This is a genomic window from Kitasatospora misakiensis (assembly GCF_042656005.1).
GTDB lineage: Bacteria > Actinomycetota > Actinomycetes > Streptomycetales > Streptomycetaceae > Kitasatospora > Kitasatospora misakiensis.
The window spans coordinates 24,405-49,056 of the sequence record NZ_JBHSOF010000023.1 but is presented as its reverse complement, the minus strand read 5'-3'; the positions used below and the strand labels follow the sequence as shown (position 1 = coordinate 49,056).

Sequence of the window (24,652 nt, the reverse complement as noted above, 5' to 3'; positions counted from 1 at the left end):
GGGTCGTCGTACAGCGGCAGCCCCGGGACGGTGGAGGGGTCGGGCGGAGCGCAGCCCGTGCTGCCAGCGCCGACCAGCTCACATAACGACCGGGAGAGAAGAGCGAAGGTGTCCCCGAGCAGCGAGACCGCGCACGGACAGCGACTCGTCATTGTCGAGTCGCCGGCCAAGGCGAAGACGATCAAGGGCTACCTTGGCCCCGGCTACATCGTCGAGGCGAGCGTCGGGCACATCCGTGACCTCCCGAGCACGGCCGCCGAGGTCCCGGACAAGTACACCGGCGAGGTGCGCCGCCTCGGGGTGGACGTGGACCACGACTTCGCCCCGATCTACGTGGTCAACGCGGACAAGAAGTCCCAGGTCAGCAAGTTGAAGTCGCTCCTCGCGGAGTCCGACGAGCTCTTCCTCGCCACCGATGAGGACCGCGAGGGCGAGGCCATCGCGTGGCACCTCCAGCAGGTGCTCAAGCCCAAGGTGCCGGTGCACCGGATGGTGTTCCACGAGATCACCAAGGCCGCCATCCAGGAGGCCGTGGCCAACCCGCGCGAGCTCAACCAGCGGCTGGTCGACGCCCAGGAGACCCGCCGGATCCTCGACCGCCTGTACGGCTTCGAGGTCTCGCCGGTGCTTTGGAAGAAGGTCATGCCGAAGCTGTCGGCGGGCCGCGTGCAGTCCGTGGCGACCAGGCTGGTCGTCGAGCGGGAGCGCGAGCGGATGGCGTTCCGCTCCGCCTCGTACTGGGACCTGGTCGGCACCTTCGGCACCGGCCGCACCGCGGCCGACGCGGCCAGCCCGGAGAGCTTCGGCGCCCGACTGTCCTCCGTCGACGGCAAGCGGATCGCCAGCGGCCGCGACTTCGGCTCGGACGGCCGGCTCAAGGCGGGCAGCGCCAACAGCCTGCACCTGGACGAGCAGGCCGCCCGCGCGCTGGCCGCCGCCCTGGCGCAGACCGCCTTCTCGGTGCGCGGCGTCGAGTCCAAGCCGTACCGCCGCTCGCCGTACGCGCCGTTCCGCACCACCACGCTCCAGCAGGAGGCCAGCCGCAAGCTGGGCTTCGGCGCCAAGCGGACCATGCAGGTGGCCCAGAAGCTGTACGAGAACGGCTTCATCACCTATATGCGTACCGACTCCACCACGCTGTCGGAGACGGCGGTCACCGCCGCCCGGGCGCAGGTCACCCAGCTGTACGGCGCCGACTACCTGCCGGACGCGCCGCGCACCTACGCCTCCAAGGTGAAGAACGCCCAGGAGGCGCACGAGGCCGTCCGCCCGTCCGGCGACCGCTTCCGCACCCCCGCCGAGACCGGCCTGAGCGGCGACGACTTCAGGCTCTACGAGCTGATCTGGATGCGCACCGTCGCCTCCCAGATGAAGGACGCGGTCGGCCAGTCGGTCACCGTGAAGGTGGGCGGCCGGGCCGCCGACGGCCGGGACGTCGAGTTCTCCGCCTCCGGCAAGATCATCACCTTCCACGGCTTCCTCAAGGCCTACGTCGAGGGCGCCGACGACCCGAACGCCGAGCTCGACGACCGCGAGCGCCGGCTGCCGCAGGTCGCCCAGGGCGACCCGCTGGCCGCCGAGCAGCTCACCCCCGAGGGCCACGCCACCAAGCCGCCGGCCCGCTACACCGAGGCCTCGCTGGTCAAGGAGCTGGAGGACCGGGAGATCGGCCGCCCCTCCACCTACGCCTCGATCATCGACACCATCATCAACCGCCGGTACGTCTTCAAGAAGGGGACGGCGCTGGTGCCGTCGTTCCTCTCCTTCGCCGTGGTCAACCTGCTGGAGAAGCACTTCGGCCGACTGGTCGACTACGACTTCACCGCGAAGATGGAGGACGACCTCGACCGGATCGCCGCCGGTGAGGCGCAGTCCGTGCCGTGGCTGAAGCGCTTCTACTTCGGCGAGGGCGCCGGTGAGGGCGTGGCCGCGGGCGGCGCCGCCGAGGCCGGCAACGGCGACGGCGACCACCTCGGCGGCCTGAAGGAACTGGTCACCGACCTCGGCGCGATCGACGCCCGGGAGATCAGCTCGTTCCGGGTCAGCGACGACATCACGCTGCGGGTCGGCCGCTACGGCCCGTACGTGGAGCGTGCCTCCGGTGTCGAGGGGGAGCCCGGCCAGCGCGCCGACATCCCCGACGAGCTGCCGCCGGACGAGCTGACCGTCGAGCTGGCCGAGGAGCTGCTGGCCCGGCCCAGCGGCGACTACGAGCTCGGTCCGGACCCGGTCTCCGGCCACATGCTGGTCGCCAAGGACGGCCGCTACGGCCCGTACGTGACCGAGATCCTGCCCGAGGGCACGCCCAAGACCGGCAAGAACGCCGTCAAGCCGCGGACCGCCTCGCTGTTCCAGACGATGTCGCTGGACACCGTCACGCTGGACGACGCGCTGAAGCTGCTCTCGCTGCCGCGCGTGGTCGGGCTGGACCAGGAGGGCGTGGAGATCACCGCGCAGAACGGCCGCTACGGCCCGTACCTCAAGCGCGGCACCGACTCCCGCTCGCTCACCTCCGAGGACCAGCTGTTCACGGTCACCCTGGAGGAGGCGATGGCGATCTACGCCCAGCCCAAGCAGCGTGGCCGGGCGGCGGCCGCGCCGCCGCTCAAGGAGCTGGGCACCGACCCGGTCAGCGAGCGCCCGGTGGTGGTCAAGGACGGCCGGTTCGGCCCGTACGTGACCGACGGCGAGACCAACGCCACGCTCCGCAAGGACGACGAGGTCGAGACGATCACGCCCGAGCGCGGCTACGAGCTGTTGGCCGAGAAGCGGGCGCGCGGGCCGGTGAAGAAGACCGCGAAGAAGGCCCCGGCGAAGAAGGCGGCGGCCAAGAAGACCGCGACGAAGACCGCGGCCAAGAAGACCACCGCAGCGGCCAAGACGGCGGCGAAGAAGACCACCACCGTCAAGAAGACCGCCACCAAGGCGGCGGCGGCCAAGAAGACCACCGCGAGCACGACCACCGCGAGCAAGTCCACGGCCACCGACGAGGGCTGATCCCCGGTCGACGGCACAGGTCGACGGCTCACGGGCCCGCGTCCGCCCCCGGCGGCGCGGGCCCGTTCCGTTCGTGAATCCGTTCGTGAATCCGTTCGCGAACCGGCCCCGGCGGGCCTGCGGATCCGCCCGGAAGGTCCGCGGGCGGGGCGTGACAGGGGCGTACACGGTCTGTCACAACCCGGTGGCGGCGCCCGCCCGGAGCCGTGCTCCCCTCTTTTGCGCCATGCCCCGACCGCTACGCTGACCGTATGACGAGCGAGGAGCAGCCCACCCCCAGCGCCGCAGCGGTCGCCGGACCCGGCAGGCCCGACCTGCCCGAGGTCGCGCCCGCCGGGACCGCCGGCGAGCGGATCAGGGCGCTGCTGAGGCTGCGCCCCTACCGGCGCCTGTGGACCACCCAGCTGATCGGCGGCACCGCCGACCGGCTCGGCCTGCTGGTGCTGCTCGTGCTCACCGTGATCGCCGCCGTGATCGGCGAGCAGTTCGGCGACCTGCCGCACAGCCTCGGCTTCGCCGTCGCCGCCGTCTTCGCCACCCGGTTGGCCGCCACCGGACTGGTCGGCGCCGCCCTGCTCGGCCCGGTGCACGGGCTGCTCAGCGGGAAGCTCGACCGGCGCTGGACGCTCTTCGGCGCCGACGCGCTGCGGGCCGTGCTGATCGGGCTCGCCCCCTGGTGGATCGTCTGGCTGGCCTCCGGCCCGAGGCCCTCCGGCGCCGCGACCTGGGTGCTGCTCGCCACCGTCTTCCTGACCGGCGCCGCCGAGCGGGTCTGGGCGATCGCCAAGGCCGCGGCCGTCCCGGCCCTGCTGCCGCCGGTCGACCCCTACGCCCCCGCCGCCGAGCAGCGCCCGTCCGCCGCCAACCTGGCCACCGTCCGGACCCTGGACCACCGCACCGGGTGGGCCACCGTGCCGCTCGGCGCCACCGCGCTCATCGCGCTCACCCTGCTCAACAACGTCTTCGCGGCGCTCGGCTCGGACTGGCTGCGGGCCCACCAGACCACCTTCGCCGCCCTCGGCGCGGCCGCCCTGTTCGCCGTCTCGGCCGCCCGGGTGCAGCTCCAGGAGCTGCCCGGCGGCCCCGTCCGGGTGCGCCCGGCCTCGCCGCTGCGGGGCCTGCGCGCCCCGACCGACGCCACCCCCGGCCCCGCCCTGGCCAAGGGCCGCACCGGCTCCGCCCCGTACTTCACCTTCGCGGTCTCCGCCGGGTACGCGACGATGGCCGGCGTCGCCGCGCTGGCCCTGCTCACCGCCGTCGAGCACCGCGCCGGGCCGATCGGCTACGGCCTGCTGGTGCTGGCCGCCACCGGCGTCCCCGCGCTGGGCGTCCGGCTCACCCGGGCCGTCCTGCCCTCGCTCTCCCGCCGCCGGCTGCTCGCGCTGGCCCTGCTCACCGAGGGCGTCGCGCTGATCCTGGCCGGCCTGGTGCTGGACTTCGTCCTGCTCCTGCTGCTCACCGTGCTGGCCGCGCTGGCCGCCGGTGTGGTGATCTCCGCCGGCCGCGGCCTGCTCGCCCTGGAGGTCGAGGAGGCCCGGCTGCCCAAGGTCACCGAGCACCTGTACGCGGTGCTGCGGGTCGTGGTCGGCGCCGCGCTGGTCGGCGTCCCGCTGATCGCCGCCGCCTACGGCGACGTCGAGTACGGCGCCGTCGAGCCCGGCTCGTTCACCTTCATCCACGGCGGGGCGGCCCTCGCGGTCGCCACCGCCGGACTGCTCACCCTGGTCCTGGCCGCCGTCGTGCTGCTGCGCACCGACGACCGGCGCGGCACCGTGCCGTTCGGCCGGGACCTGCTCGACGCGGTGCGCGGCGCCTCCGGTCCCGCCCCGCACCGGGCGGGCACCGGCTTCTTCATCGCCCTGGAGGGCGGCGACGGCGCCGGCAAGTCCACCCAGGCCCAGGCGCTCGCCGAGTGGATCCGCGGCAAGGGCCACGAGGTCGTGCTCACCCGCGAGCCCGGCGGCAGCCCGGTCGGGCAGCGGCTGCGCGGCCTCGTCCTGGACGTCGGCAACACCGGCCTCTCGCACCGCGCCGAGGCCCTGATCTACGCGGCCGACCGGGCCGAGCACGTCGAGAACGTGATCCGCCCGGCGCTGGCCCGCGGCGCCGTGGTCATCACCGACCGGTACATGGACTCCTCGATCGCCTACCAGGGCGCCGGCCGCGACCTGGCCGCCACCGAGGTGGCCCGGATCTCCCGCTGGGCGACCGGCGGGCTGCTGCCCGACCTGACCGTCGTCCTGGACGTCGACCCGACCCGGGTCCGGGAGCGCTTCACCGAGGCGCTGGACCGGCTGGAGTCCGAGCCGACCGAGTTCCACCAGCGGGTCCGGTCCGGCTTCCTGGCGCTCGCCGCCGCCGACCCGGCGCGCTACCTGGTCGTCGACGGCAGCCAGGCGCCCGGCATCGTCACCACCGCGATCCGCCACCGGCTCGACCGCGAGCTGCCGCTCTCCGAGCAGGAGCGGGCCGCCCGCGCCGAGCAGGAGCGGAAGGCCGCCGAGGAGGCGCGGCGCCGGGCCGAGGAGGAGGCCCGCAAGCGCGCCGAGGAGGAGGCCGCCGAGCGGAAGCGCCAGGAGGTGCTGGCGCAGCTCCGGGCCGAGCAGGCGGAGCAGGAGCGGCTGGCCAAGGAGGAGGCCGAGCGGGTCGCCGCCGAGGCCGCGCGCAAGGCGGCCGAGGTGGCGCGCCTGCGGGCGGAGGAGGAGGCCCGCAGGCGCGCCGAGGAGGAGGCCAAGCGGCGCGCGGAGGAAGAGGCGCGCCGGGCCGCCGAGGAGGCCGAGCGCAAGCGGCTCGCCGAGGAGGCGGCCGCCCGGGCCGAGCTCCAGCGGCAGCGTGAGCTGGCCCGTGAGGAGCAGCGGCGGCGGGCGGAGGAGGCGCTGCAGCGGGCCGAGGAGGCCCGGCTGGCGCAGGCCGCCGCGCTGGCGGCTGCTGCGGCGGCGGCAGCCGAGGCGGCGGAGCGGGCGGACCGGGCGGAGCGCGTGGACCGGGGCGGGGACGCTCCGGGGGCGCCTTCCGGGGACGATGACGACGCGGTGACCACCGAGCTGCGGGTCGTGAAGGACACCGGACCGGCGGACCGGCGGGACGGCATCGATGCGACGAAGGAGTTCCCGGTGCTGCGCGGCGCCGGCGGGCGGCCCGCCGACGCGGCGGATGTGCCGGCCGGTCCGGGTGCGCCGGGTGCCGCGGCGGACGAGACGGCGGTGCTGCCGCGGATTCCGGCGGCGGACGAGACGGCCGTGCTGCCGCGGATCGAGCCGAGCCGGCCCGGCGACCAGGCGCCGTCGGATCTCTGGCGGGACGAGCGGTCGGGCACCGCACCCCGCCCGGCGCCGACGGACCGCCCGGTGGAGAGCACCCGCGAGCTGCCCGCCGTCGACCCGCAGCAGCCGCCGGCCGCCGACCCGCGGCCCCGGCCGGAGTGGGCGGAGGAGACGCCGCTGGACGACCTGCCGAGCCTCACCGACACCCTGCTCGGCTCCCGCGACGAGTGGGACCACTGGCACCAGGGCGGTCCGTCCGCCCCGTCCGCCCCGTCCGGCCAGGTCGGCCGGGGGACCCCGGCCGGTCCGGGGGCCGCCGGTGCCCGTGACGGCGGTGCCGGTGGCGGCGGCCAGGACGGCGGCAAGGGCAAGGGCCGTCGCTGGGGGCGCCGGAGCTGACCGGCCGGGTCCGCGCGACCACCGGCCGGGTCCGCGCGACCACCGGCCGGGTCCGCGCGACCACCGGCCGGACGGCGTCCGGACCCACCGGGCGACGTCGTAGCGGGCACGTATGCTCGACGGCGGGAAGCGGGAGACGACGCACGGGCGGTCCGTCCGGCGGCGCCCGGCTCCCGCCGTCGCCGGTGTGGGCGGGGGCGGCAGGTCCGTACCGAGCTTGGGAGCAGCAGTGGCCGTCTGGGACGACCTGGTGGGCCAGGAGCGGGTGGTCGAGCAGCTGACCGCCGCCGCCCGGGCGGCCGGGGCGATCATCGGTGCCGGGCGCGGCGCACAGCCGGCGGCGGGCCAGAACGCCTCGCTGATGACGCACGCCTGGCTGTTCACCGGTCCGCCCGGGGCCGGCCAGACCACCGCGGCACGGGCCTTCGCCGCCTCGCTCCAGTGCACCAGCCCCGACCTCGCGCTCGGCGGCACCCCTGGCTGCGGCTTCTGCGACGGCTGCCACACCGTCCTCGCCGGCAGCCACGCCGACGTGAAGTACGTCCGCACCGACGGGCTGTCCATCGGCGTCGGCGACATGCGCGACCTCGTGCTGCGCGCCTCCAGCTACCCGACCGGCGGCCGCTGGTCGGTGATCCTGGTCGACGCCGCCCACCGGCTCACCGAGGCCGCCGCCAACGCGCTGCTCAAGGGCGTGGAGGAGCCCTCCCCGCGCACCGTCTGGCTGCTCTGCGCCCCCTCCGTGCAGGACGTGCTGCCGACCATCCGCTCCCGCTGCCGCCTGCTGGTGCTGCGCACCCCGGCCGCCGAGGCGGTCGCCGACATGCTGGTACGGCGCGACGGCGTCGAACCGCACACCGCCCGGCTGGCCGCGCTGGCCGGGCAGGGGGACATCGAGCGTTCGCGCCGGCTGGCCGTCGACGACCAGGCCCGCTCGCGGCGCACCGAGGTGCTGCGGATCCCGCTGGAGGTCGGCGACATCGGCGGCTGCCTGGCCGCCGCCCAGCGCCTGGTCGACACCGCCAAGGCCGATGCCGAGGCGCTCGCCGAGACCCAGGACGCCAAGGAGACCGACGACCTCAAGGCCGCGTACGGCGCGTCCGAGGGCGGCAAGGCACCGCGCGGCATGGCCGGGGCGGTCAAGGAGTTGGAGAAACGGCAGAAGAGCCGGGCCACCCGTACCCGCCGCGAGACCCTCGGCGTCGCCCTGCTGGACCTGCTCGGCTTCTATCGGGACGTGCTCGCGCTCCAGCTCGGTTCGACCGGGGCGCTGGCCAACGAGGACCAGCGGCAGGCGCTCGACCGGGTCGCCCAGGCAGGGCCGCCGGAGTCCACGCTGCGCCGGATCGAGGCGGTGCTCGCCTGCCGGGAGGCGCTGGACCGCAACGTCGACCCGCTGTTGGCCGTCGAGGCGATGACGGTCGCCCTGCGCGCGGGCTGACCCACCGCGCCGGGGTGGTCGGAAAGGGAACGCGCCGGGCGCCGGTACGGCTTCCCGCCCCAGTGCGGCGTCCCACCTTCGAGTGAACGAGCGATACGCGCCGGGCACACCCACGTGCGACGTCCGGCTCGTCTTGCACGCTGGGGGCCGACTGCGCCCCGCCGCCGGGGCCGTCGCTCCCGTACGGTGCCGGGCCCGACCGCCCGACCGGCCCTCCTCCGAGGTGGTGCGTCCCATGGTCCGTTCGCTTCTGGTCGTTCCCCTGCTGGCTGCCGCCGGAGGCGGGGTCTGGTTGGCCCGCGGCGCGCTGGTGCGCTGGCGGGACCTGCGGGCCGCCGAGACGTACGAGCTGAGCGGGGACCGGCGGCCGATGCTGGTGCGGGCGGCCGGGGCGATGATCTGCGGGGTCTGCGTCACCGTGCTGACGCTGCTGACGGCGCTCGGCGCCTTCGGGGACCTGCGCGGCGAGGCGGCCGGGCGGGCCGGTTCGGCCGCCGACCGGTTCGACGGGAGCGAAAGTGGGGCCGGAAGCGGGGCCGGAGCCGAGGCCGGGGGCGGGAGCGGGGCCGGGGCCGGGGCCGGGGTTGAAGCCGGGGGACGGCCGGCCGCTCCGCCGGTCGGGGCCGCGGACGCCGTGGCGGCCCCCGGCGCCCCCGCGAGCACGCCGGCCCCCGCCCCGATGCCGGTGGTCAGCCGGTTCGACAGCGTCGGCCGCCCCGGCGGCGGCGAGCTGCTCCAGTCCGCCGTCCCCGGCCCGGACGGCCACCCGCGCAACGTCCGGGTCTGGCTGCCCGCCGAGTACGCCAAGGACCCGAACGCCCGCTTCCCGGTCGTCGTGATGCACGCCGCGACCCCCCGGAAGACCGCCGACACCGAGGTGCCGGACGTCTTCGAGGGACTCGCCTCCGCCGTGCAGACCAGCAAGTCCAAGCCGTTCATCCTGGTCGCCCCCGAGGCGCCGAACGGCACCGCGCACCCCTGCGAGCTGGTCGCCGCCGCGCCGATGGCCGTCGCCGACGACGCGGCGCTGCGCACCACCATCGCGGCCACCTTCCGCACCCTGCCGCCCGGCCCGGCCGCCTGGGGCACGCTCGGTGTCGGGGACGGCGCGCCCTGCGCGGCCGCGGCCGGCCTGGCCCGCCCCGACCTGTACGGCGCGGCGGCCGCCGTCTCCGGCAAGTACGACACCGCCGCGCTCGTCCGGACCGGCGCCGAGGCACCCACCAGCGCGAGCCCGAAGCTGCTGCTCGCCGCCGGGAAGGCCGACACCGCCGGGCTGGACGCCGCCCGCAAGCTCCAGTCGGCCCTGCGCGGCGGCACCGGCGCCGCCGCCCGCGCCGAGGTGCGGATCTCCGACAACGCGACGGACTACTCGGCGGACCGGATCCGGCTGCGGCTGGTCCGGCAGGCCGCGCAGTACCTCGGCGAGACGCTCGGCAGGACGTCCTGAGCCTGCGGCGCGGGTACTACGCTTCCGGTACCCCGGGTGGCAGCGAGGCCGCCACCGGGCGTGAACGGCTGAGGGGATCCCACATGCGGGCCGACATGCGGCAGGACGGGTCGTCGCGGGCGTGGCCGCGCGCCGGGGGCGGGCGGCGCGGGGGAGCGGTGGCGGCGGCCGCGTTGGTGGCGGTCGCCGGTCTGCTGGCGGGCGGCTGCGCGGGCGGCGGGGCGGGGGCGCCCGCCGCCGCGCCGTCAGGTGCGGTGCCGTCGGGCGCCGGGGCTGCGTCGGGTGCCGGGGCGGCGAACTTCGCCGGTGCCGAGCCCGGGGCCGGCGGCGTTGCGCCGGTCACGCCGCTGGAGCCGCTGCCGGCCGCCGTTCCGGCCGCGCTCGCCCCCTACTACGAGCAGCGGCTCGGCTGGGCGCCCTGCGACGACGGCTACGAGTGCACCACCTTCCGGGTCCCGCTGGACTACGACCGCCCGGCCGGCGGCGACCTCACCCTGGCCGCCGTCCGCGCCCCCGCCGCCCCCACCCCGGCCGGCGGAGCGGTCGCCCCCGGTGAGCGGCTCGGCTCCCTGCTGCTCAACCCGGGCGGCCCCGGCGGTTCGGCCGTCGAGTACGTCGAGGGCGTGGCGCGCACCTACGACGCCGGTGTCCGCGCCCGGTACGACCTGGTCGGCCTCGACCCGCGCGGGGTCGGCCGCAGTTCGCCCGTCACCTGCCTGAGCGGGGAGCGGATGGACGCCTACACCGCCGCCGACATCACCCCCGACGACCCGGCCGAGGTCGACGCCCTGGTGGCCGCCGCCAAGGAGTTCGCCGAGGGCTGCCGACAGCGGTCCGGCGACCGGCTCGGCCACCTGAGCACCGTCGAGGCGGCGCGCGACCTGGACGTGCTGCGCGCGCTGCTCGGGGACGAGCGGCTCAACTACGTCGGCAAGTCCTACGGCACCTTCCTCGGCGCCACCTACGCGGGCCTCTTCCCCGGCCGCACCGGCCGGATGGTGCTGGACGGCGCGATGGACCCGTCGCTCGACTCTCTGGCCGGCAACCGCACCCAGGCGGGCGGCTTCGAGACCGCCTGGGCGGCCTTCGCCAAGGACTGCGTCAAGCGCGAGGACTGCCCGCTCGGCCGGACCGAGCGGCAGGCCGGCGAGCAGCTCGCCGCCCTGTTCGCCGCGGCCGACGCCCACCCGCTGACGACCGGCGACGGCGCCCGCCGGCTCACCGAGGCACAGGCGACCACCGGCGTCATCCAGGCCATGTACGCGGACTTCCTCTGGCCCCGGCTGCGCACCGCGTTCGCCGCCGCCCGGGCCGGGGACGGCAGCGGCCTGCTCAGGCTCTCCGACGACTACTACGGGCGCGAGGCCGACGGCACCTACCCCAACCTGATGTTCGCCAACATGGCGGTGAACTGCCTCGACCTGCCCGCGCCGTTCGCCGGTCCGCAGGACGCGGCCCGGGCGGTGCCGGACTTCGAGCGGACCTCGCCGCGGTTCGGCCGCGACATGGCCTGGATGGCGCTGACCTGCACCTACTGGCCGGTCCGGCCGACCGGGACGCCGCACACCGTCCGGGCCGCCGGGGCCGCGCCGATCGTGGTCGTCGGCACCACCCGGGACCCGGCCACCCCGTACGCGTGGGCGCGGTCGCTGGCCGGGCAGCTGGAGTCCGGGCGGCTGCTGACCTACGACGGCGACGGCCACACCGCGTACGGCCGGCACGACGGCTGCCTCGACGGCGCGGTCAACCGCTACCTGCTGGGCGGCGAGCCGCCGGAGAACGGGAAGACCTGCGGGCGGTAGAAATCGCCGGGGGAGAGCGCTCCGCGCCCTTCAGCCGTCGGCCGGTACGACGTTACGATGAGCGCCCCTCCCCTCTCTCCCCTTCCCGGAGCCCACCGTGCTCGGAGTCAACGACCTGACGACCTACGTCCTCGGTGCCCTCGTCATCGTCCTCCTCCCCGGCCCCAACTCCCTCTACGTGCTGTCCGTCGCCGCCCGCAAGGGCGTCCGCACCGGGTACCGGGCCGCCGCCGGCGTCTTCGTCGGCGACTTCACCCTGATCAGCCTGACCTCGCTCGGTGCCGCCTCCCTCCTGGAGGCCAACCCGGCCGTCTTCGCCGTGGTGAAGTTCGGCGGCGCCGCCTACCTGCTCTGGATCGGCGTCGGCATGCTGCGCGCCGCCCGCGCCCTGTGGCGCGAGCACCGGACCGGCGCCGACGCCGCCGACGCGACCGCCGAGGCCCCGGAGTCCACCGAGCGCCCGTTCCGCCGCGCCCTGGTGATCAGCCTGCTGAACCCCAAGGCGATCCTCTTCCTGCTCTCCTTCTTCACCCAGTTCGTCGACCCCTCCTACGGCAGCCCGGTGCTCTCCTTCACCCTCCTCGGCGGCGTCCTGCAGACCTTCAGCCTCCTCTACCTCTCCCTGCTGATCTTCGCGGGCACCTCGCTCGCCGCCGCCTTCCGCCGCCGCAAGCGCCTCTCCGCCACCCTCACCGGCGGCGTCGCCGCCCTCTTCGCCGGCTTCGCCGCCAAGCTGGCCGTCTCCTCCGCCTGACCGCAGCCCCCTCGTTATCGCGTTACGGATCACCCGCGAACCTGTGTAGACTGGCCCGCGTTGCCGCCACTCGCGGCAACGGTGCCGCCTTAGCTCAGTTGGCCAGAGCAACGCACTCGTAATGCGTAGGTCATGGGTTCGAATCCCATAGGCGGCTCCATGGTGAACCCCAGGTCAGGCCTCTGACCTGGGGTTTTCTCGTTCTGATGATCATGAGATTCGGGCAAATCGGGCGCCTGGACTCTATGGATCGCAATGCGTAGGTCGTCGGTTCGCTGGTGTCATCGATTTCCTGGGCGACACCTGTGGCCTGTGATTTTGTCGACGATGGCGAGTTGGTCCACCAGGTCTCGGAGCGCCTTGGTGGACGGCCGGTGGACAAGCGTGCATCGGTAGTGCAGATGGTGGCGCCGGATGGCTACAGGACTGCGACCGGGACTGTCCATTTCCCACAAGGTGGAGCCCGTCAGCTGCGCCGCAGCTCGGGACTATGTTGTTGCTCCCGAGCTCTCGCTGGACAACGACCGAGTCGCCGAGCATGGGGTCTACGGGGGGAAGCTCTGGGACGGAGGGGCCCATGCCGGTCTGATCCGGGTTCTATCGCACGCGAGGCCGAGACTCGGCGCGTCCCTCCGCCAACGACAACGAATGGCGCCAACCGCCGAGGCCGCGCGGTGCCCCGAATTGAACCGCTCATACCGGCCCGGATTGATTCGGCCGTTGCCGACACGTGGCGCGGGATCTGGACCGTCAGCCCTGGAGTAGTGCGGCCAGAACGACGCTTGGGTCGGTGTCGGGCAATCCGGAAGGCCACCAGGTGCCGTCCTTTTTCCGGTAGGGGTACCACAGCCCGGTCTGGCCCAGTCGCAGTTGGGCGTCCTTGCCGTCGATCGTCAGGCGGTTGCGCCAGGCGCGCAGCCGGGGTGGGGTGCCGTCGGCCCAGTCCTCGCGCAAGGCTGCGCGGACGTGGTCGAGGCGCGCCGACGGCGGGGTCCAGGAGGACTCCAGCACGTCCAAGGCGGGGGCGCCACCCTGGTGCCACGCGCTCACCGCGGCGGCGAGGCGGGCGGGCGTGGCGCCGGCGGCTGTGGCCGGTCGGGCGAGGACGTCGGTGTCCGGGTGGGCGGCGGCCATGCGTACGGTGTCCTGCCACGGCGTCAGGTCGACGGGCGGGGTGGTCTCGGCGTGGCGGTCGTCGAGGGCGGAGAGCAGGAGTCGGCGGGCGCGCTGGGCGGCATCGGCGGCGAGGAGTTCCAGCGCAGCCAGGTCCAGGCCGGGAGGGCTGGTCGTCATGCCGGCCAGGGCAGGGCCGCGGCCGGGGTGGTCGGGAGCAACTGGCAGGGCGGGCAGGGGCGGCAGATCGGCGCGGGCGGCGAAGGCGTCCTTGGCGGGGGTGTTCGCCGGGGCAGTCAGGCCCGTCGTGGCAGCGGCCGAGGGACGGGCGGCGTCGGCGGCGGCCCGTGCTGCGTTGCGGCGAGCGAGTTCGTCGACGACCTGCCGCTCGTCGCGGCCGCGGATCAGCAACAGAACGAAGGGGTCCTGGTCGAGCAGCCGGGCGACCTGGTAGCACAGGGCGGCGGCGTGCTTGCACGGGTAGCCCCAGTCCGGGCAGGAGCAGTCCGGGTCCAGGTCGCGAGGGCCGGGCAGCAGAGGGACGCCGGCCGCTGCCGCGTCCTCGGCGAGTCCGGCGGGCATCTCGCCGTCCAGCAGGGCGGCGATGTTGGCGGCCCGTTCCGCGATCATGTCGAGCAGGCGGTTCCATTGGGAGTCCGTCAACTGCGCGACCTCGACGGAGGAGCGGTACGGGCGTGGTCGGCTGCCGTGGACGTGGGCGCGGAGGAGACCGGGTGCGACGGTGACCTCGCCGACCGCGCCGCCCCGGGCGTAGGTACGGCCGCGCTGGAGGCGGCCGTGGTCGAGCGCGGAGTCCTCCAGGGCGCGCAGCCATTCCTGCCCCCACCACGAGGTGGCGAAGGGAGCCCGGCTACCGCGGGCCGGGGGAAGCGGCGGGAAGGTGCGGGCCCGGCCGGGGTCCTTGGCGGAGCCCTTCGCGGGGGTCATCGGGTACTCCCGCGCAAGGCGACCAGGTCGGCGAGCTCGGCGTCGCTGAGCTCACTGAACGCGGCCTCGCCGGAGCCGAGCACCGACTCGGCCAGGTCCTTCTTCTGCTTGAGCATCTGCGCGACCCTGTCCTCGACGGTGCCTTCGGCGACCAGCTTGTGCACCTGGACCGGCTGCGTCTGCCCGATCCGGTAGGCGCGGTCGGTGGCCTGGTCCTCCACCGCCGGGTTCCACCAGCGGTCGTAGTGGATGACGTGCCCGGCCCGGGTGAGGTTCAGGCCGGTGCCGGCCGCCTTGAGCGAGAGCAGGAACACCTTCCGCTCCCCGGCTTGGAAAGCGGCGACCATCTCCTCCCGCCGCTTGACCGAAGTCTGCCCGTGCAGGAACAGCGTCTCCACCCCCCGGGCGGCCAGGTGCCGTTCGATGATCCGGCCCATCGCCACATACTGGGTGAACACCAGCGTGGAGCCGTCCTCGGCGAGCACGGTGTCCAGCAGTTCGTCCAGCAGCTCCAGCTTGCCCGAGCGGCCCGCGAGCTTGGCGCCGTCGGGTTCCTTGAGGTACTGCGCGGGATGGTTGCACACCTGCTTCAGGCCGGTCAGCAGCTTCATCACCAGGCCGCGCCGGGTGATGCCGTCGCTCTCCTCGATCCGGGAAATCAGTTCGCGCACCAGCGCCTCGTAGAGAGAGGCCTGCTCGCGGGTGAGAGCGACGGGCTGGTCGGTCTCGGTCTTCGGCGGCAGCTCCGGAGCGATGCCCGGGTCCGACTTGCGTCGGCGCAGCAGGAACGGGCGGACCAGCGCGGCGAGCCGCGCGGCGGCGCGCTCGTCGCGTTCGCCCTCGATCGCCTTCGCATAGCGGTCGCGGAAGGAGTTGAGGGTGCCCAACAGACCCGGGGTTGCCCAGTCGAGCAGGGACCACAGTTCGGAGAGGTTGTTCTCGACCGGGGTGCCCGTCAGCGCGACCCGGCCCAGCGACGGGATCGTGCGCAGGGCCCGTGCGGTGGCAGCGTGCGGGTTCTTCACGTGCTGTGCCTCGTCGGCGACCAGCAGCCCCCACTCCCGCCCTGCGAGTAGTTCCGCGTCACGGCGCATTGTGCCGTAGGTGGTGAGGACGAAGCCGCCGTCCGTTCCCTCGCCCAGCCCGTCCAGGTCGCGGCCCGGTCCGTGGAAGCGACGCACCGCCGTCCCTGGGGCGAAGCGGTCCACCTCCCGCTCCCAGTTGCCCAGCAGGGAGGCGGGGCAGACCACGAGCGTGGGTCCCGCCGTCTCCGGGTGCTCCTCGCGGCGCAGGTGCAGCGCGATCAAGGTGACCGTCTTGCCCAGGCCCATGTCGTCGGCCAGGCACGCGCCCAGTCCGAGCGAGGTCATCCGGTGCAGCCAGTTCACCCCGCGCAACTGGTAGTCGCGCAGCGTCGCGGCGAGGGCCTTCGGCTGGGCGCGCGGTTCGCGGGCGGCACGGGCCTCCGGGTCGGCGATCCGGGCCCTGAGCTCCGCGAGCGCGCCGCCCGCGGAGACCGGCACCTGCTCGCCGTCCACCTCGATGCTGCCGACCAGGGCCGCGCCCAGGGCGTCCAGGGCCGGGACGGGCGCCACCTCGGCGCGGCGGATGCGCCGGACGAGGTCCTGGTCGACCACGACCCACTGGTCGCGCAGCCGGACCACCGGCCGGTGCGCGGCGACCAGCCGTTCCAGCTCCTCCTCCGTCAGCTCCTGGTCGCCGACGGCCACGCGCCAGCGGAAGTCCACCAGTGCGCCGGAGGAGAGCAGGCTCGTCGCGGCGGAGGTGGTGCCCTTGCGCGGGGTCGGCTCCAGAACGCCGGCTGCGGTCAGCTCCCGCACCAGACCCTTCGGCCAGTGCACCGCCACGCCGGCGGTGGCCAGAGCCTGGGAGGCCTCACCGAGGAGCGCCGCGGCCTCCTGGTCCGACAGCGCCAGCTCACCCGGGGCGGCCGCCTGCAGCAGGCGGGCGGCAGGTGGCCAGACGCGTGCGGCCCGGCGCAGCGTCAGCAACGTGTCCACCTGCGCGCGCGGACCGAAGAGCTCCGGCGCGGCAGCCAGCCCGGCCCACAGGTCGGCCGCGTCGGCGACCACGGTCGGGTCGGCCAGGCTGCGCAGTTGTACGACGGCTCGGAAGGCGTGGTCAGCCGCGTCCCGATCGCGGTCGGCCCGGTCGTCCGCGGTGGCTGCCGACGCGTCGCCGAGCAGGCCCGGTCCGGGACGCGCGTCGAGCTCCAGCCGCAGCGACACGGCGACTCCCGCGTCCCGGCCGGTCGCCACCTCGGCGGCCCAGTCCCGCAGTTCGGGCACCTGTCGGGGCTCTGGCGCGGCGAGGACGGGCGAGCCGGTCAGCAGCGGCGCGGCCGGGGAACGGACCAGCGCGTCGGCGGCCGCGTCGAAGAAGGCCCGCAGCAGGGGAGCGGCCGCGGGCACTGCCACCGCTCCCGGGCCGGCCACTGGCACGGCTCGGGCCTGCGGCGGCAGCGCGGCGGCCAGCACGGCCACCCGCTCGTGGTCCTCCGCCTCCAGTGGCCCGACCCGCCAGGCGTCGAAGCCCTCCGCGGACACGCCCGGAAGCACCAGGCCCCGGGCCAGTAGCCACAGCGCCTCTACGGCGGCGGCGCCCCAGAACGCCGCGCCCGCGCTCGCCCCGGGCAGCGCCCGGCAGCGGGTCAGCAGCGGCAGCGCCCGCCCGACCGGCAGCAGCACGGCGTCGACCACCACCCGGCGCGCGGAGGCGCCGTGTGGGCGCAGCACGGTCAGCCGTTCCGTCACCGCGTCCTCCACGCCCAGCTCCGGGACGGGGCCGGTCAGTGACCAGAACGCCACCCGTCCTTCACGCGGTGGGTCCGCCGGGAGAAACACCGCCTCGCAAGCGGCCACCTCCAACGCGGACGAGGGAGTCGCCGACACCCGCAGATCTGTCACCGAACCGCCTCACGTCTAGCGCGTCGTCCTGTGCGGGCCCCCCGCACAGGTCGGCCCGCATCCGCTCGGAGGTTACCCGAGCCGCCGGGCGCCTGCTGTCAAGACCCCGTCGTTCACTCGTCGGTGATGCGGAAGAATGGGGTGCCCTCCGGCCCGCGCCGAGGGCCTCTCCCCGTCGTCAGCTCAAGGGATGCCGTCGCCATGTCTGCCGTCCGACCTCCGGTCCACCAGCTGAAGATCACGCTGCGGGACGTCGGCCCGCCGATCTGGCGGCGGGTGACCATGCCCGCGGACTCGTCCCTCGCCGCGTTGCACGAGGTCATCCAGACCTGCTTCCGCTGGGAGGACGCGCACCTGCACAGCTTCGCCGATCCCGGAACCTGGGCCGAGCTCGACGAGCACGCCGTCTCCCTGGCCGAGGCCCTGCCGTCCGAGGGGGCACGCCTGGACTACACCTATGACTACGGCGACGACTGGCGGCACCGGATCCTGCTGGAGAAGATCCTTCCCGGGCAGGAGGACGAGGAGCGGCGGGTGCGCTGCACCGGTGGGCGCCGTGCCATGCCCTGCGCGGAGGACCTCGGTGGAGCCTTCCGTCTCCAGGAACTGCTCGATGCGGTGGTCGACCCCCTTGCCGAGGTGCCCGGCGACCTGGAGGAGCTGGCTGGGGAACTGCGCGAGCAGGGCTTCGACCCGGCCGGGTTCGACAAGGCGGTGCTGGACCGGGAACTGCGGAGCCTGGAGCCGCAGCCGCCCACCGCCTCCGCCCGCCGCGCGGCGGCGCGAAAGCCGCGACAGAGGCTTGCCGGTGGGCCAGCCTGTTCCTGCGGACAGGTTCACGACGACGACCTCTACGACGACGACCTCGACGAGTTGTGGTTCGCTCCCTGCCGCCCCGTCGTTCTGGCCGAGCGCGCCGAACTCGCCTGCGCGGTGCCGTCGATCCCGGTACTCGTCGACGGCCTCCGGCTGGCCCGGTGGTGCGCGGACGGCCGCGCGCTGACCGCCACCGGAGTGCTCACCCCTGCCTCGGGCCGCCAGGCAGTCGCCGATCTCGAGTTGTGGCGGACGGACCCGCAGCTGTTCGCACTCACCGGCGCCGAGCGCGAGCAGCGACTGGCGAGGATGCGCAGCTCCGCCGATGTGAACTGCCTGGACAAGCCCTGGCAGTTCGCGCTCTTCGCCGAACTCCTGGATACGGATGTCAGGACGGCCCGCCCTGGTCCCCGCCTCGCCGAACTCGACGCACTCTCCCCGGAGGAACAGCGGCTCGACCTGTGGACCACAGCCCTGATCGGGGAACTGGACGACGTCGACCCCCTTGAGGGGGTGCCGCACGCGGTCCTGCGGGCGCTCGGTCTGCTCGGTGAAGACGACGGTCTCGCCACCGTCGTCCTGCGTCCACTCTACGAACTCGCGGAGGGCGAATGGTTCGACCTGTCCGTGTTGCTCGACCTGCTGAGCGACAGCGAGGTGACCGCGGCGGAAGAGCGCCTGCTCGCCCTGCTGATGGAGAACCTGTTCCTCCGGTTCGGCGGGGTGCTCCAGGAGTACGGCGCAGCGGAGTGGGAGGCCGGTTCCGGCGCGGTTGGCACGTCCGTGCGGGCACTGAGCGACGCACGGACACTGAGCGAGTTGGTGGCCATCGCCGGCCCGGCGGGCGGCGACCCGCAGGGCACGCTTCCGGGCAGGATCAGGCTCACACCTCTCGGCCGTCACGGCGTCCGCGAATGGCTGCTCTCCGAGGGCATCGAAGCCCCGCTCGTCGGGGAGCTCGCCGATGCCGATGCGGAAGCCCTGCTGGCGGCCCTGCTCGACTACGGCCCCGACGCCGCCGAAGCCGAGATCGCGGGCTGGATCGCCTACCGCGGCCAGGGCGCCGCCGCCGTGCAGATCCTCGACGTCTGCGGCGGCGTCGACCCGCAGGTCGCGCTCCTGCGCATGTCGGCCCCGACGGTGCTCGCCGCCCTCGACGAGCCGCGCTCGCTCGCGGTGCTACGGAAGGCCGCTGCTTCCGGGGTCCCGGGCTGCGCTCAGCTGGCGGCCACGGCCCTGAGCGCGTACGGCGAGGAGCTGGAAGGCGCCGCAGCGGCGGCGGCCGCATGGCTGCTTGTCGACCACCTGTGGGCGCCGCAGAACCTCGCTCCGGACGGCGCCGCCCTCGCGGACTTCCTTCGGGCGGACGGCGCGGTCTGGCTGCCACTCCTGGAGGAGGCCGCCGACCACCTCTGGCGCTGCGACCACCCGGCGACCCGGGAGGTACTGGAAACCGCGGGCAGGGTGCTCAGCACCGAGCACAGAGCGCTGGCCAAGCGACTGCGAAGGTCCGCCACCAAGGCCGTAGCCCGCCGCTGACGCGGTCGCGCAGCCGACGACCGCGCACCGTGTGGGCTCACTGGCCGCCAATCCGGCAACGCAGTACAGCTTCACGAGCTCAGCTTTTTGTTTAACCTCGCAGGTCACCCGACCTGCTGATCTGCGGTTCTTCCCAGGACAGCGGAGGCGGCCGTTCTCCACGCTTCGAGATGTCGAGTCACGCAGTCCAAGAGAACGGCCGCTGTGTATGAGTCCTTGACCCGCCCGCAGGCGGCGCGTTGGGCCTGTCGCACGCCCGCGCGGACGTGCTCTTCGAACCGGTTCGTCCCTGGCCGACCGTGCTAGTTCGTCGCCGCCCCGGAGTCCGGGCGCACGTCGTGGGTCGGGCTGCTGGACGCGGTCCGGCTCGGACCGGCCGACGCCGCGACCGCCGTCACCGCGGCCCAGCTGCCGGAGCTCGTCGAGCAACGGCCTTCCCGCCTGCGCCCGCTCCGCTTCTCGATCGCTACCCGTCGGCGCTTCGGCCCGGGGCGCACTGTTCACTGTTGCAACCCTGGTCCGCTACTGCCTGATCAAATCCTATGTGTCCGGTGCGACACCCCGGCTGACTTGGGCAGGAATGCGTGCTTCGACAGCACGGGCGCCTGGCGTGCGATCGCCATCCGCGTCGAGCAGACGCTGGCTCTTCAGAGCGCGGTGACCTGGACGACGAAGACACGCTCGAGGCGCGGAGCAATGAAGTAGTGGAACATGCCGCCGGGGACGTCCACTGCCTCCATCGCGGGCCCAGCCCCCTCGAAGGCGGTCCCGTCCAGATAGAGAGCTTCAGCCATTCTCACCAGCTCAGCGGCCTTGTTTGCGGCATCCCTGCAGCCCTCCAGCAGCAGCCCCCGCAGATACGGCCCGCCCTTGGCCCGCTGATCACAGCGGGCCAAGGGCGCGAACACCTCGGCCGCGAACTCCTCCAACCGGCCCCGCCACAGCGGTGCTGCGGCTGCTGACCCGCCACCGCCTCTCCTCGCAGGCAGCCTGATGCTTGTCCTCCTGCGCGGGCGCCTCGCGGAGAGCGACGCCACCTCCGGCGACACCCGTCTGCTGTTGTCCCGCGATGACCTCGTCGAGATGGTCCGTGGCTACGCCTGTGTCCACGCGAGTCGGCCGAGGTGTGGTTTCCCGTGGTGAGAGTTGACGAATGAGACTGCGGAGGGGGCAGTGTGACGTACTGTTGTCCGCGGACGGTTGACCCGGAGGGGGAGTAGTGCCTGACGAGTTGATGACGTTGGCGCAATCGGGGGCTGGTGTGATCGTCTCGTTGATGGCGAGCGATCTGTGGTCGGCGTTCCGGGGGCGGGTGGCGGCGCTGTGGCCGCAGCGCGACAGCGAAGCGGCCGGGGAGCAGCTTGACGTCGAACGGGCCGAGGTGCTGGCGTCCAGCGACGCGGGTAGTGAGTGGATGGCGGGTGGCGTAGAAGCCGCGCTGCGGCTGCGTCTGGCTCGGTTGCTCCGGGAGGACCCTGACGTGGCGGCCGTACTACGGGCGCTGGCCGCGGAAGCACAGGCCGCGTTGCCGGACGAGACCGGGCGCGGCCGGGTGGTGAACACCATCAACGGCGACGTGCGCGACTCCACGGTGCTCCAGGGCGAGCGCTTCGGCGACGTCCACATCAACTGAAGGGGTCTGTCCGGTGGAGGCCTTCGGGAACCGGCTCGACGGCAATGTCAGTGACAGTACGGTCGTCATGGGCGAGTCGGTCAGCGTCCACTTCCACGCCCGCCGCGGCCCCACCCTGGGCTTCGGCATCCTGGCACCGCGGATCCGGGTCGATCACGAGGACGAGTTCGCGGCCATCGACGCCAGTTGGCATGCCAGCAGGCGCGGCGGCCATGCGATGCGCCTCGGGCTCCGCGGAATCCGGGGCGTGGGCAAGACCGCGGTGGTGGGGCGGTGGTTGCACGAGCGCGCCGAGCAGCTGCCGCGGACCTGCCTTCAAGCGACGCTCGGCCCGGACACACGCGGCCGGCCGGTCGACCCGGTCGCGGTTCTGGAGGGCTGGCTGGACCTCCTGGAGGTTCCGCGCGACGGGCTGTCGCGTGAGCCCGCCGCGCTGCGTGACCTGTTCCGATCGGTGACCAGCGGCAAACCCGTGGTCGTGCTGCTGGAGAACGCGCAGACCGCCCGGCAGGTCGAAATGCTGCTCCCAGGATCGCACTTGAGTGTCGTCATCGTGACCAGCGCGGTACGGCTGGGCGGTCTGCGGAGCCGTTTCGACGTCGAGGACCTCGTGGTGGAGCCACTGACCCCAGCCGAGAGCGATGAACTGCTGTGCAGAGTCGGTGAGTTGGACGCCGCCGCGGAGGCCGACCGCGAGCCCTTCGTCCGCTTGTGCGGCGGAAACCCGTTGGCGCTGCGGATGGTGGCGGAACGGTTGGCGGAACTGCCGCCGCAGCACTGGCCCGAGCTGGCGCTACGGCTTCGGGAGCCGATGGGCCGCTGGGAGCTGATGCGGATGGACGACTTCTCGTTCGAGGATCTTCTCGACGCCTTCTACCGTTCGTTGCGGCCCGAGCAGGCACTGGTCTACCGCCGGGTCGGGCTCAACCCGGGCCCAGTGCTGGACCGGGGCGCGCTGCAGGCGCTGACAGGCGTCGATGTCGGTCGCCTGGACGGGGTGCTGGCCGACCTGCGGGCGCTGCACGTCTTCGAGCGGGAGGAGCCGGGCTGCCTTTGGCTCAACGACCTGATCCAGGCCCATGCCTGGCAGAAAGCCCAGGACGACGAGTCGCCCGATGCGCGCGAAAGCGCGCTGGACAAGGTGATCGAGTACTACACCACGTGCGCGGAGGACGCGGAGGCCGCCGCGTCGAGCCGGTGGCGCATCGACCACGCAGGCCGCTACCGGGCATTTCTGGCCTCCGACCCCGGTGCGGCCGAGCGAGAGGAAGCCGTCTCCCGGATGGCCCGTCTTGGCCCCAGCATCATCGCCGCGGCCGAACTCGCCCTGGAGTCCGGCCGTTTCAGTCACACAGTCCGAATCGGGCAAGGCATGTGGACGTACTGCCTTCGCAACGCCCTGCACAGCGAGTGGACCAGGGTGCAGGGACTCGCGGTGATCGCGGCTGAGGCAGACGGCGACGCCCTGACGATCGCCAGAGCCCGCTTCGAACGCGGCTTCGCCCGGCAGGACCGCTTCAGCAGCGACCACGACGACGCACGGCTGGCCGACGCGGACCTGACGACCGCGCTGGAAATCTGCGACCGGGTACCCGACCCGAAACCCGAGGGCTTCCGCAGAACCCGGTCCTCCGTCCTGGAAGCCATGGCACTGCTTGCCCTGCGCAACGCTCAGCCGCTGCGGGCTGAGCAGTTGGTACTGGAGGCACTGGGAGCGCTGGACGGCGTCGACCACCTGCGAGGAGCGGCCCTCCTGGGACTGCACCTGGGCCGCATCCGCACTGTTCTGGGACGGCATGAGGACGCCAGGGCGGTGCTGAGCGGGACGTTCGACCAATTCGGTGACCTACTACCGCCCGACCGGTACAACCAGGCACGCGCCCTGACACGGCTGGCGGAGAACGAACAGTCCGCCGGACAGCTGGACCAGGCGCTGGGGTTCCTCACGGAAGCGCTGCCGCTCATGGGCGAGCACGCTACGCCCTACCAGTACCAGTACGCGGCGATCCTGCTGCTGCGCGGTGACGTGCGGCGCGACCTCGGGGACGAGGTCGGCGCCGCCGAGGACTGGGCCGCCGCCCAGACGTGCTTCGCGCAGGCGCGCAGCCCCCGACAGTCGGAGGCCGCTGACCGGCTCGCCGGTGGGCGGCCGCCGGGCGTCGACGGGTCAACCGGCCCGGATCAGCAGTAGCCCGGACGGCTGGTCCGGCCCGCCGTGCACGTGTACTCGCAGGCCGTGACGGCCATCGGGGTGGTGGGTTTCGGCGGTGAGGGCGGCGAACGTCACCGAGGCCGCGACCTCGAAACCGGCCCAGTCGGCCTTTTCCAGCCAGTGGGACCGGAGTTGACGGCCGGTCGGCAGCAGCACGGTGCAGCCGTGGTCGGTACTCTCGACGGCCGTCGCCGCGTCCTGCCGCGCGAGGGTCCCGATCCGTGCTGCTTCGTCGAGTGGGGTGTCGGCGGCCAGCCTGTCGTGGGGGACCAGCAGGAGGTCCGCGGCGTGTCGCCAGCGCGGATCCGGGTCGGCGTGGTCGCAGCTCAGATGCGCGCCGGCCAGGTGGCCGCGCTCCGCGCGTTGGAGGGAGGCCGGGCGCCGCTCCACCGTCACCGACCAGCGGGCGTCCGATGCGGGCTCCAGGGTCACCGAGACGAACATCGCGGGGAGCGTGGCGGGTTGGCGCTCGTTCCGCGGTAGCGGCGGCGGGAGCGCGACGACCCGGGGCGTGGCCGGCGTCTGCGGTTCGGGAAGGTCGAGATGCCGGTAGAAGAGGCTGCGCAGTTCCGCGGCTGCACGGCCGGGGCGCGAGGTCACCAGGCCGCGCAGCGTCCGCAGGTGGGACTCCTCCTCAGCTTGGCTCTGCGCGGTGGCACGCAGCTGGTCGTGGAGCCCGGTGCGGCCCAGCCGCGGGACCAGCCGGCCCAGCTCGTCCATGGGCGATCCAGCGGCGACAGAGCTTTGCCCGAATGACCCCAGCAGCGTCGGAATTCCCAGGCAGAATCCGTAGAACGTCACCGAGCCATGGTCGCCGACAAGGAAGTCCGCAGCGACAAGTGCGGCCTTCCAGACCTCCGACTCCGGCGCGGGAAGCAGAAGGCCGTAATCGACCAGCGGGGCGAGCCACTGGCTTATCTGCCACGCTCCGTGAAATGCCCAGGAATTGGGGTGAACCGCGGCGAGAAACCGGTACTCGTCCGTCGGCAGTTCCGCGAGCAGGCGACGCATCGCGTCCCCGCCCGCGGACGCGAGCAGCGACTCCCGTCCCCAAGTGGAGGACAGCACGACCAGACGTTGGCCGGGCAGCAACCCCAGAGCGCGGCGATACGTGGCACGAAGTGGCTGGCTGGCGCACAGTTGGTCAAAGCACGGGTCACCGACGACTACGCTGCGCGGCAGCGCGTCAGGGCAGGTCGCAGCGAGTCGGCCGCGTTGCTCCTCATGGGACAGGGCGATCGCGGTGTGGATCAGCCGACCCTCATGGACGAGCCATTCCGGGGTCAGGCCGAAGGCTCCCGGCTCCCGGCTCCCGGCTCCCGGCTCCCGGCTCCCGGCTCCCGGCTCCCGGCTCCCCG

General features: G+C 73.8%; 11 protein-coding genes, 1 tRNA gene and 2 pseudogenes. 10 read left to right on the top strand and 4 right to left on the bottom strand.

Annotation, left to right across the window (positions count from 1 at the left end):
- Positions 1–108: 108 nt before the first annotated feature.
- From topA to ACFP3U_RS18895, 7 genes are all read left to right on the top strand, one after another.
- Positions 109–2,997, top strand: coding sequence for a type I DNA topoisomerase (topA, locus tag ACFP3U_RS18925; protein ID WP_380226736.1), 2,889 nt, complete (start codon positions 109–111; stop codon positions 2,995–2,997).
- A 251-nt stretch (positions 2,998–3,248) separates the two neighbouring features.
- Positions 3,249–6,659, top strand: coding sequence for a dTMP kinase (gene tmk / locus ACFP3U_RS18920; RefSeq protein WP_380226735.1), 3,411 nt, complete (start codon positions 3,249–3,251; stop codon positions 6,657–6,659).
- Positions 6,660–6,888: 229 nt separating this feature from the next.
- Entirely contained in the window at positions 6,889–8,100 is a 1,212-nt protein-coding gene (locus tag ACFP3U_RS18915; RefSeq protein ID WP_380226734.1) for a DNA polymerase III subunit delta', read from the top strand.
- Between the two features lie 235 nt (positions 8,101–8,335).
- Entirely contained in the window at positions 8,336–9,550 is a 1,215-nt protein-coding gene (locus tag ACFP3U_RS18910) for an alpha/beta hydrolase (protein WP_380226733.1), read from the top strand.
- Between the two features lie 83 nt (positions 9,551–9,633).
- Positions 9,634–11,352 carry an alpha/beta hydrolase gene (locus ACFP3U_RS18905; RefSeq protein WP_380226732.1) on the top strand — a complete coding sequence of 573 codons (1,719 nt, stop codon included), beginning with the start codon at positions 9,634–9,636 and terminating at the stop codon, positions 11,350–11,352.
- Between the two features lie 97 nt (positions 11,353–11,449).
- The gene (leuE, locus tag ACFP3U_RS18900) at positions 11,450–12,106 is read left to right on the top strand and encodes a leucine efflux protein LeuE (protein ID WP_380226731.1); all 657 of its coding nucleotides are present in this window, start codon (positions 11,450–11,452) and stop codon (positions 12,104–12,106) included.
- An 83-nt stretch (positions 12,107–12,189) separates the two neighbouring features.
- Positions 12,190–12,266 (top strand) — tRNA-Thr (locus ACFP3U_RS18895).
- 590 nt (positions 12,267–12,856) lie between these two features.
- On the opposite strand, the gene ACFP3U_RS18890 is transcribed toward ACFP3U_RS18895, so the two are convergent.
- Complete coding sequence (locus ACFP3U_RS18890; RefSeq protein ID WP_380226730.1) at positions 12,857–14,167, bottom strand: SWIM zinc finger family protein; 1,311 nt, start codon at positions 14,165–14,167, stop codon at positions 12,857–12,859.
- Positions 14,164–16,995, bottom strand: coding sequence for a DEAD/DEAH box helicase (locus ACFP3U_RS18885; protein WP_380226729.1), 2,832 nt, complete (start codon positions 16,993–16,995; stop codon positions 14,164–14,166). Before ACFP3U_RS18885 ends, ACFP3U_RS18890 begins: the two co-directional genes overlap by 4 nt.
- 300 nt (positions 16,996–17,295) lie before the next feature.
- Here ACFP3U_RS18885 and ACFP3U_RS18880 point away from each other — a divergent pair, with 300 nt between their 5' ends.
- On the top strand, positions 17,296–19,449 hold the full coding sequence (locus ACFP3U_RS18880) for a plasmid pRiA4b ORF-3 family protein (RefSeq protein WP_380226728.1): 2,154 nt from the start codon (positions 17,296–17,298) through the stop codon (positions 19,447–19,449).
- Positions 19,450–20,252: 803 nt separating this feature from the next.
- Here the strand turns inward: ACFP3U_RS18880 and ACFP3U_RS37145 are convergent.
- Positions 20,253–20,393, bottom strand: a pseudogene (locus tag ACFP3U_RS37145) (IS701 family transposase); the annotation flags it as partial.
- A 275-nt stretch (positions 20,394–20,668) separates the two neighbouring features.
- Here ACFP3U_RS37145 and ACFP3U_RS18870 point away from each other — a divergent pair.
- Together ACFP3U_RS18870 and ACFP3U_RS18865 are read left to right on the top strand one after the other, a co-directional pair.
- Positions 20,669–21,082 (top strand): hypothetical protein, encoded by a 414-nt coding sequence (locus tag ACFP3U_RS18870; protein ID WP_380226726.1) that lies wholly within the window; start codon positions 20,669–20,671, stop codon positions 21,080–21,082.
- 13 nt (positions 21,083–21,095) lie between these two features.
- The gene (locus ACFP3U_RS18865; RefSeq protein ID WP_380226725.1) at positions 21,096–23,273 is read left to right on the top strand and encodes a tetratricopeptide repeat protein; all 2,178 of its coding nucleotides are present in this window, start codon (positions 21,096–21,098) and stop codon (positions 23,271–23,273) included.
- On the opposite strand, the pseudogene ACFP3U_RS18860 reads toward ACFP3U_RS18865, so the two are convergent.
- A pseudogene (locus ACFP3U_RS18860) lies at positions 23,250–24,652 on the bottom strand (hypothetical protein); the annotation flags it as partial. The gene ACFP3U_RS18865 and the pseudogene ACFP3U_RS18860 sit on opposite strands and share 24 nt — an antisense overlap.

What these genes read in the sequence shown, in the direction of transcription:
- tmk (WP_380226735.1), top strand. Translation starts at nt 3,249, where the DNA reads ATGACGAGCGAGGAGCAGCCCACCCCCAGCGCCGCAGCGGTCGCCGGA.
- ACFP3U_RS18910 (WP_380226733.1), top strand. Translation starts at nt 8,336, where the DNA reads ATGGTCCGTTCGCTTCTGGTCGTTCCCCTGCTGGCTGCCGCCGGAGGC.
- ACFP3U_RS18905 (WP_380226732.1), top strand. Translation starts at nt 9,634, where the DNA reads ATGCGGGCCGACATGCGGCAGGACGGGTCGTCGCGGGCGTGGCCGCGC.
- ACFP3U_RS18890 (WP_380226730.1), bottom strand. Translation starts at nt 14,167, where the DNA reads ATGACCCCCGCGAAGGGCTCCGCCAAGGACCCCGGCCGGGCCCGCACC.
- ACFP3U_RS18880 (WP_380226728.1), top strand. Translation starts at nt 17,296, where the DNA reads ATGTCTGCCGTCCGACCTCCGGTCCACCAGCTGAAGATCACGCTGCGG.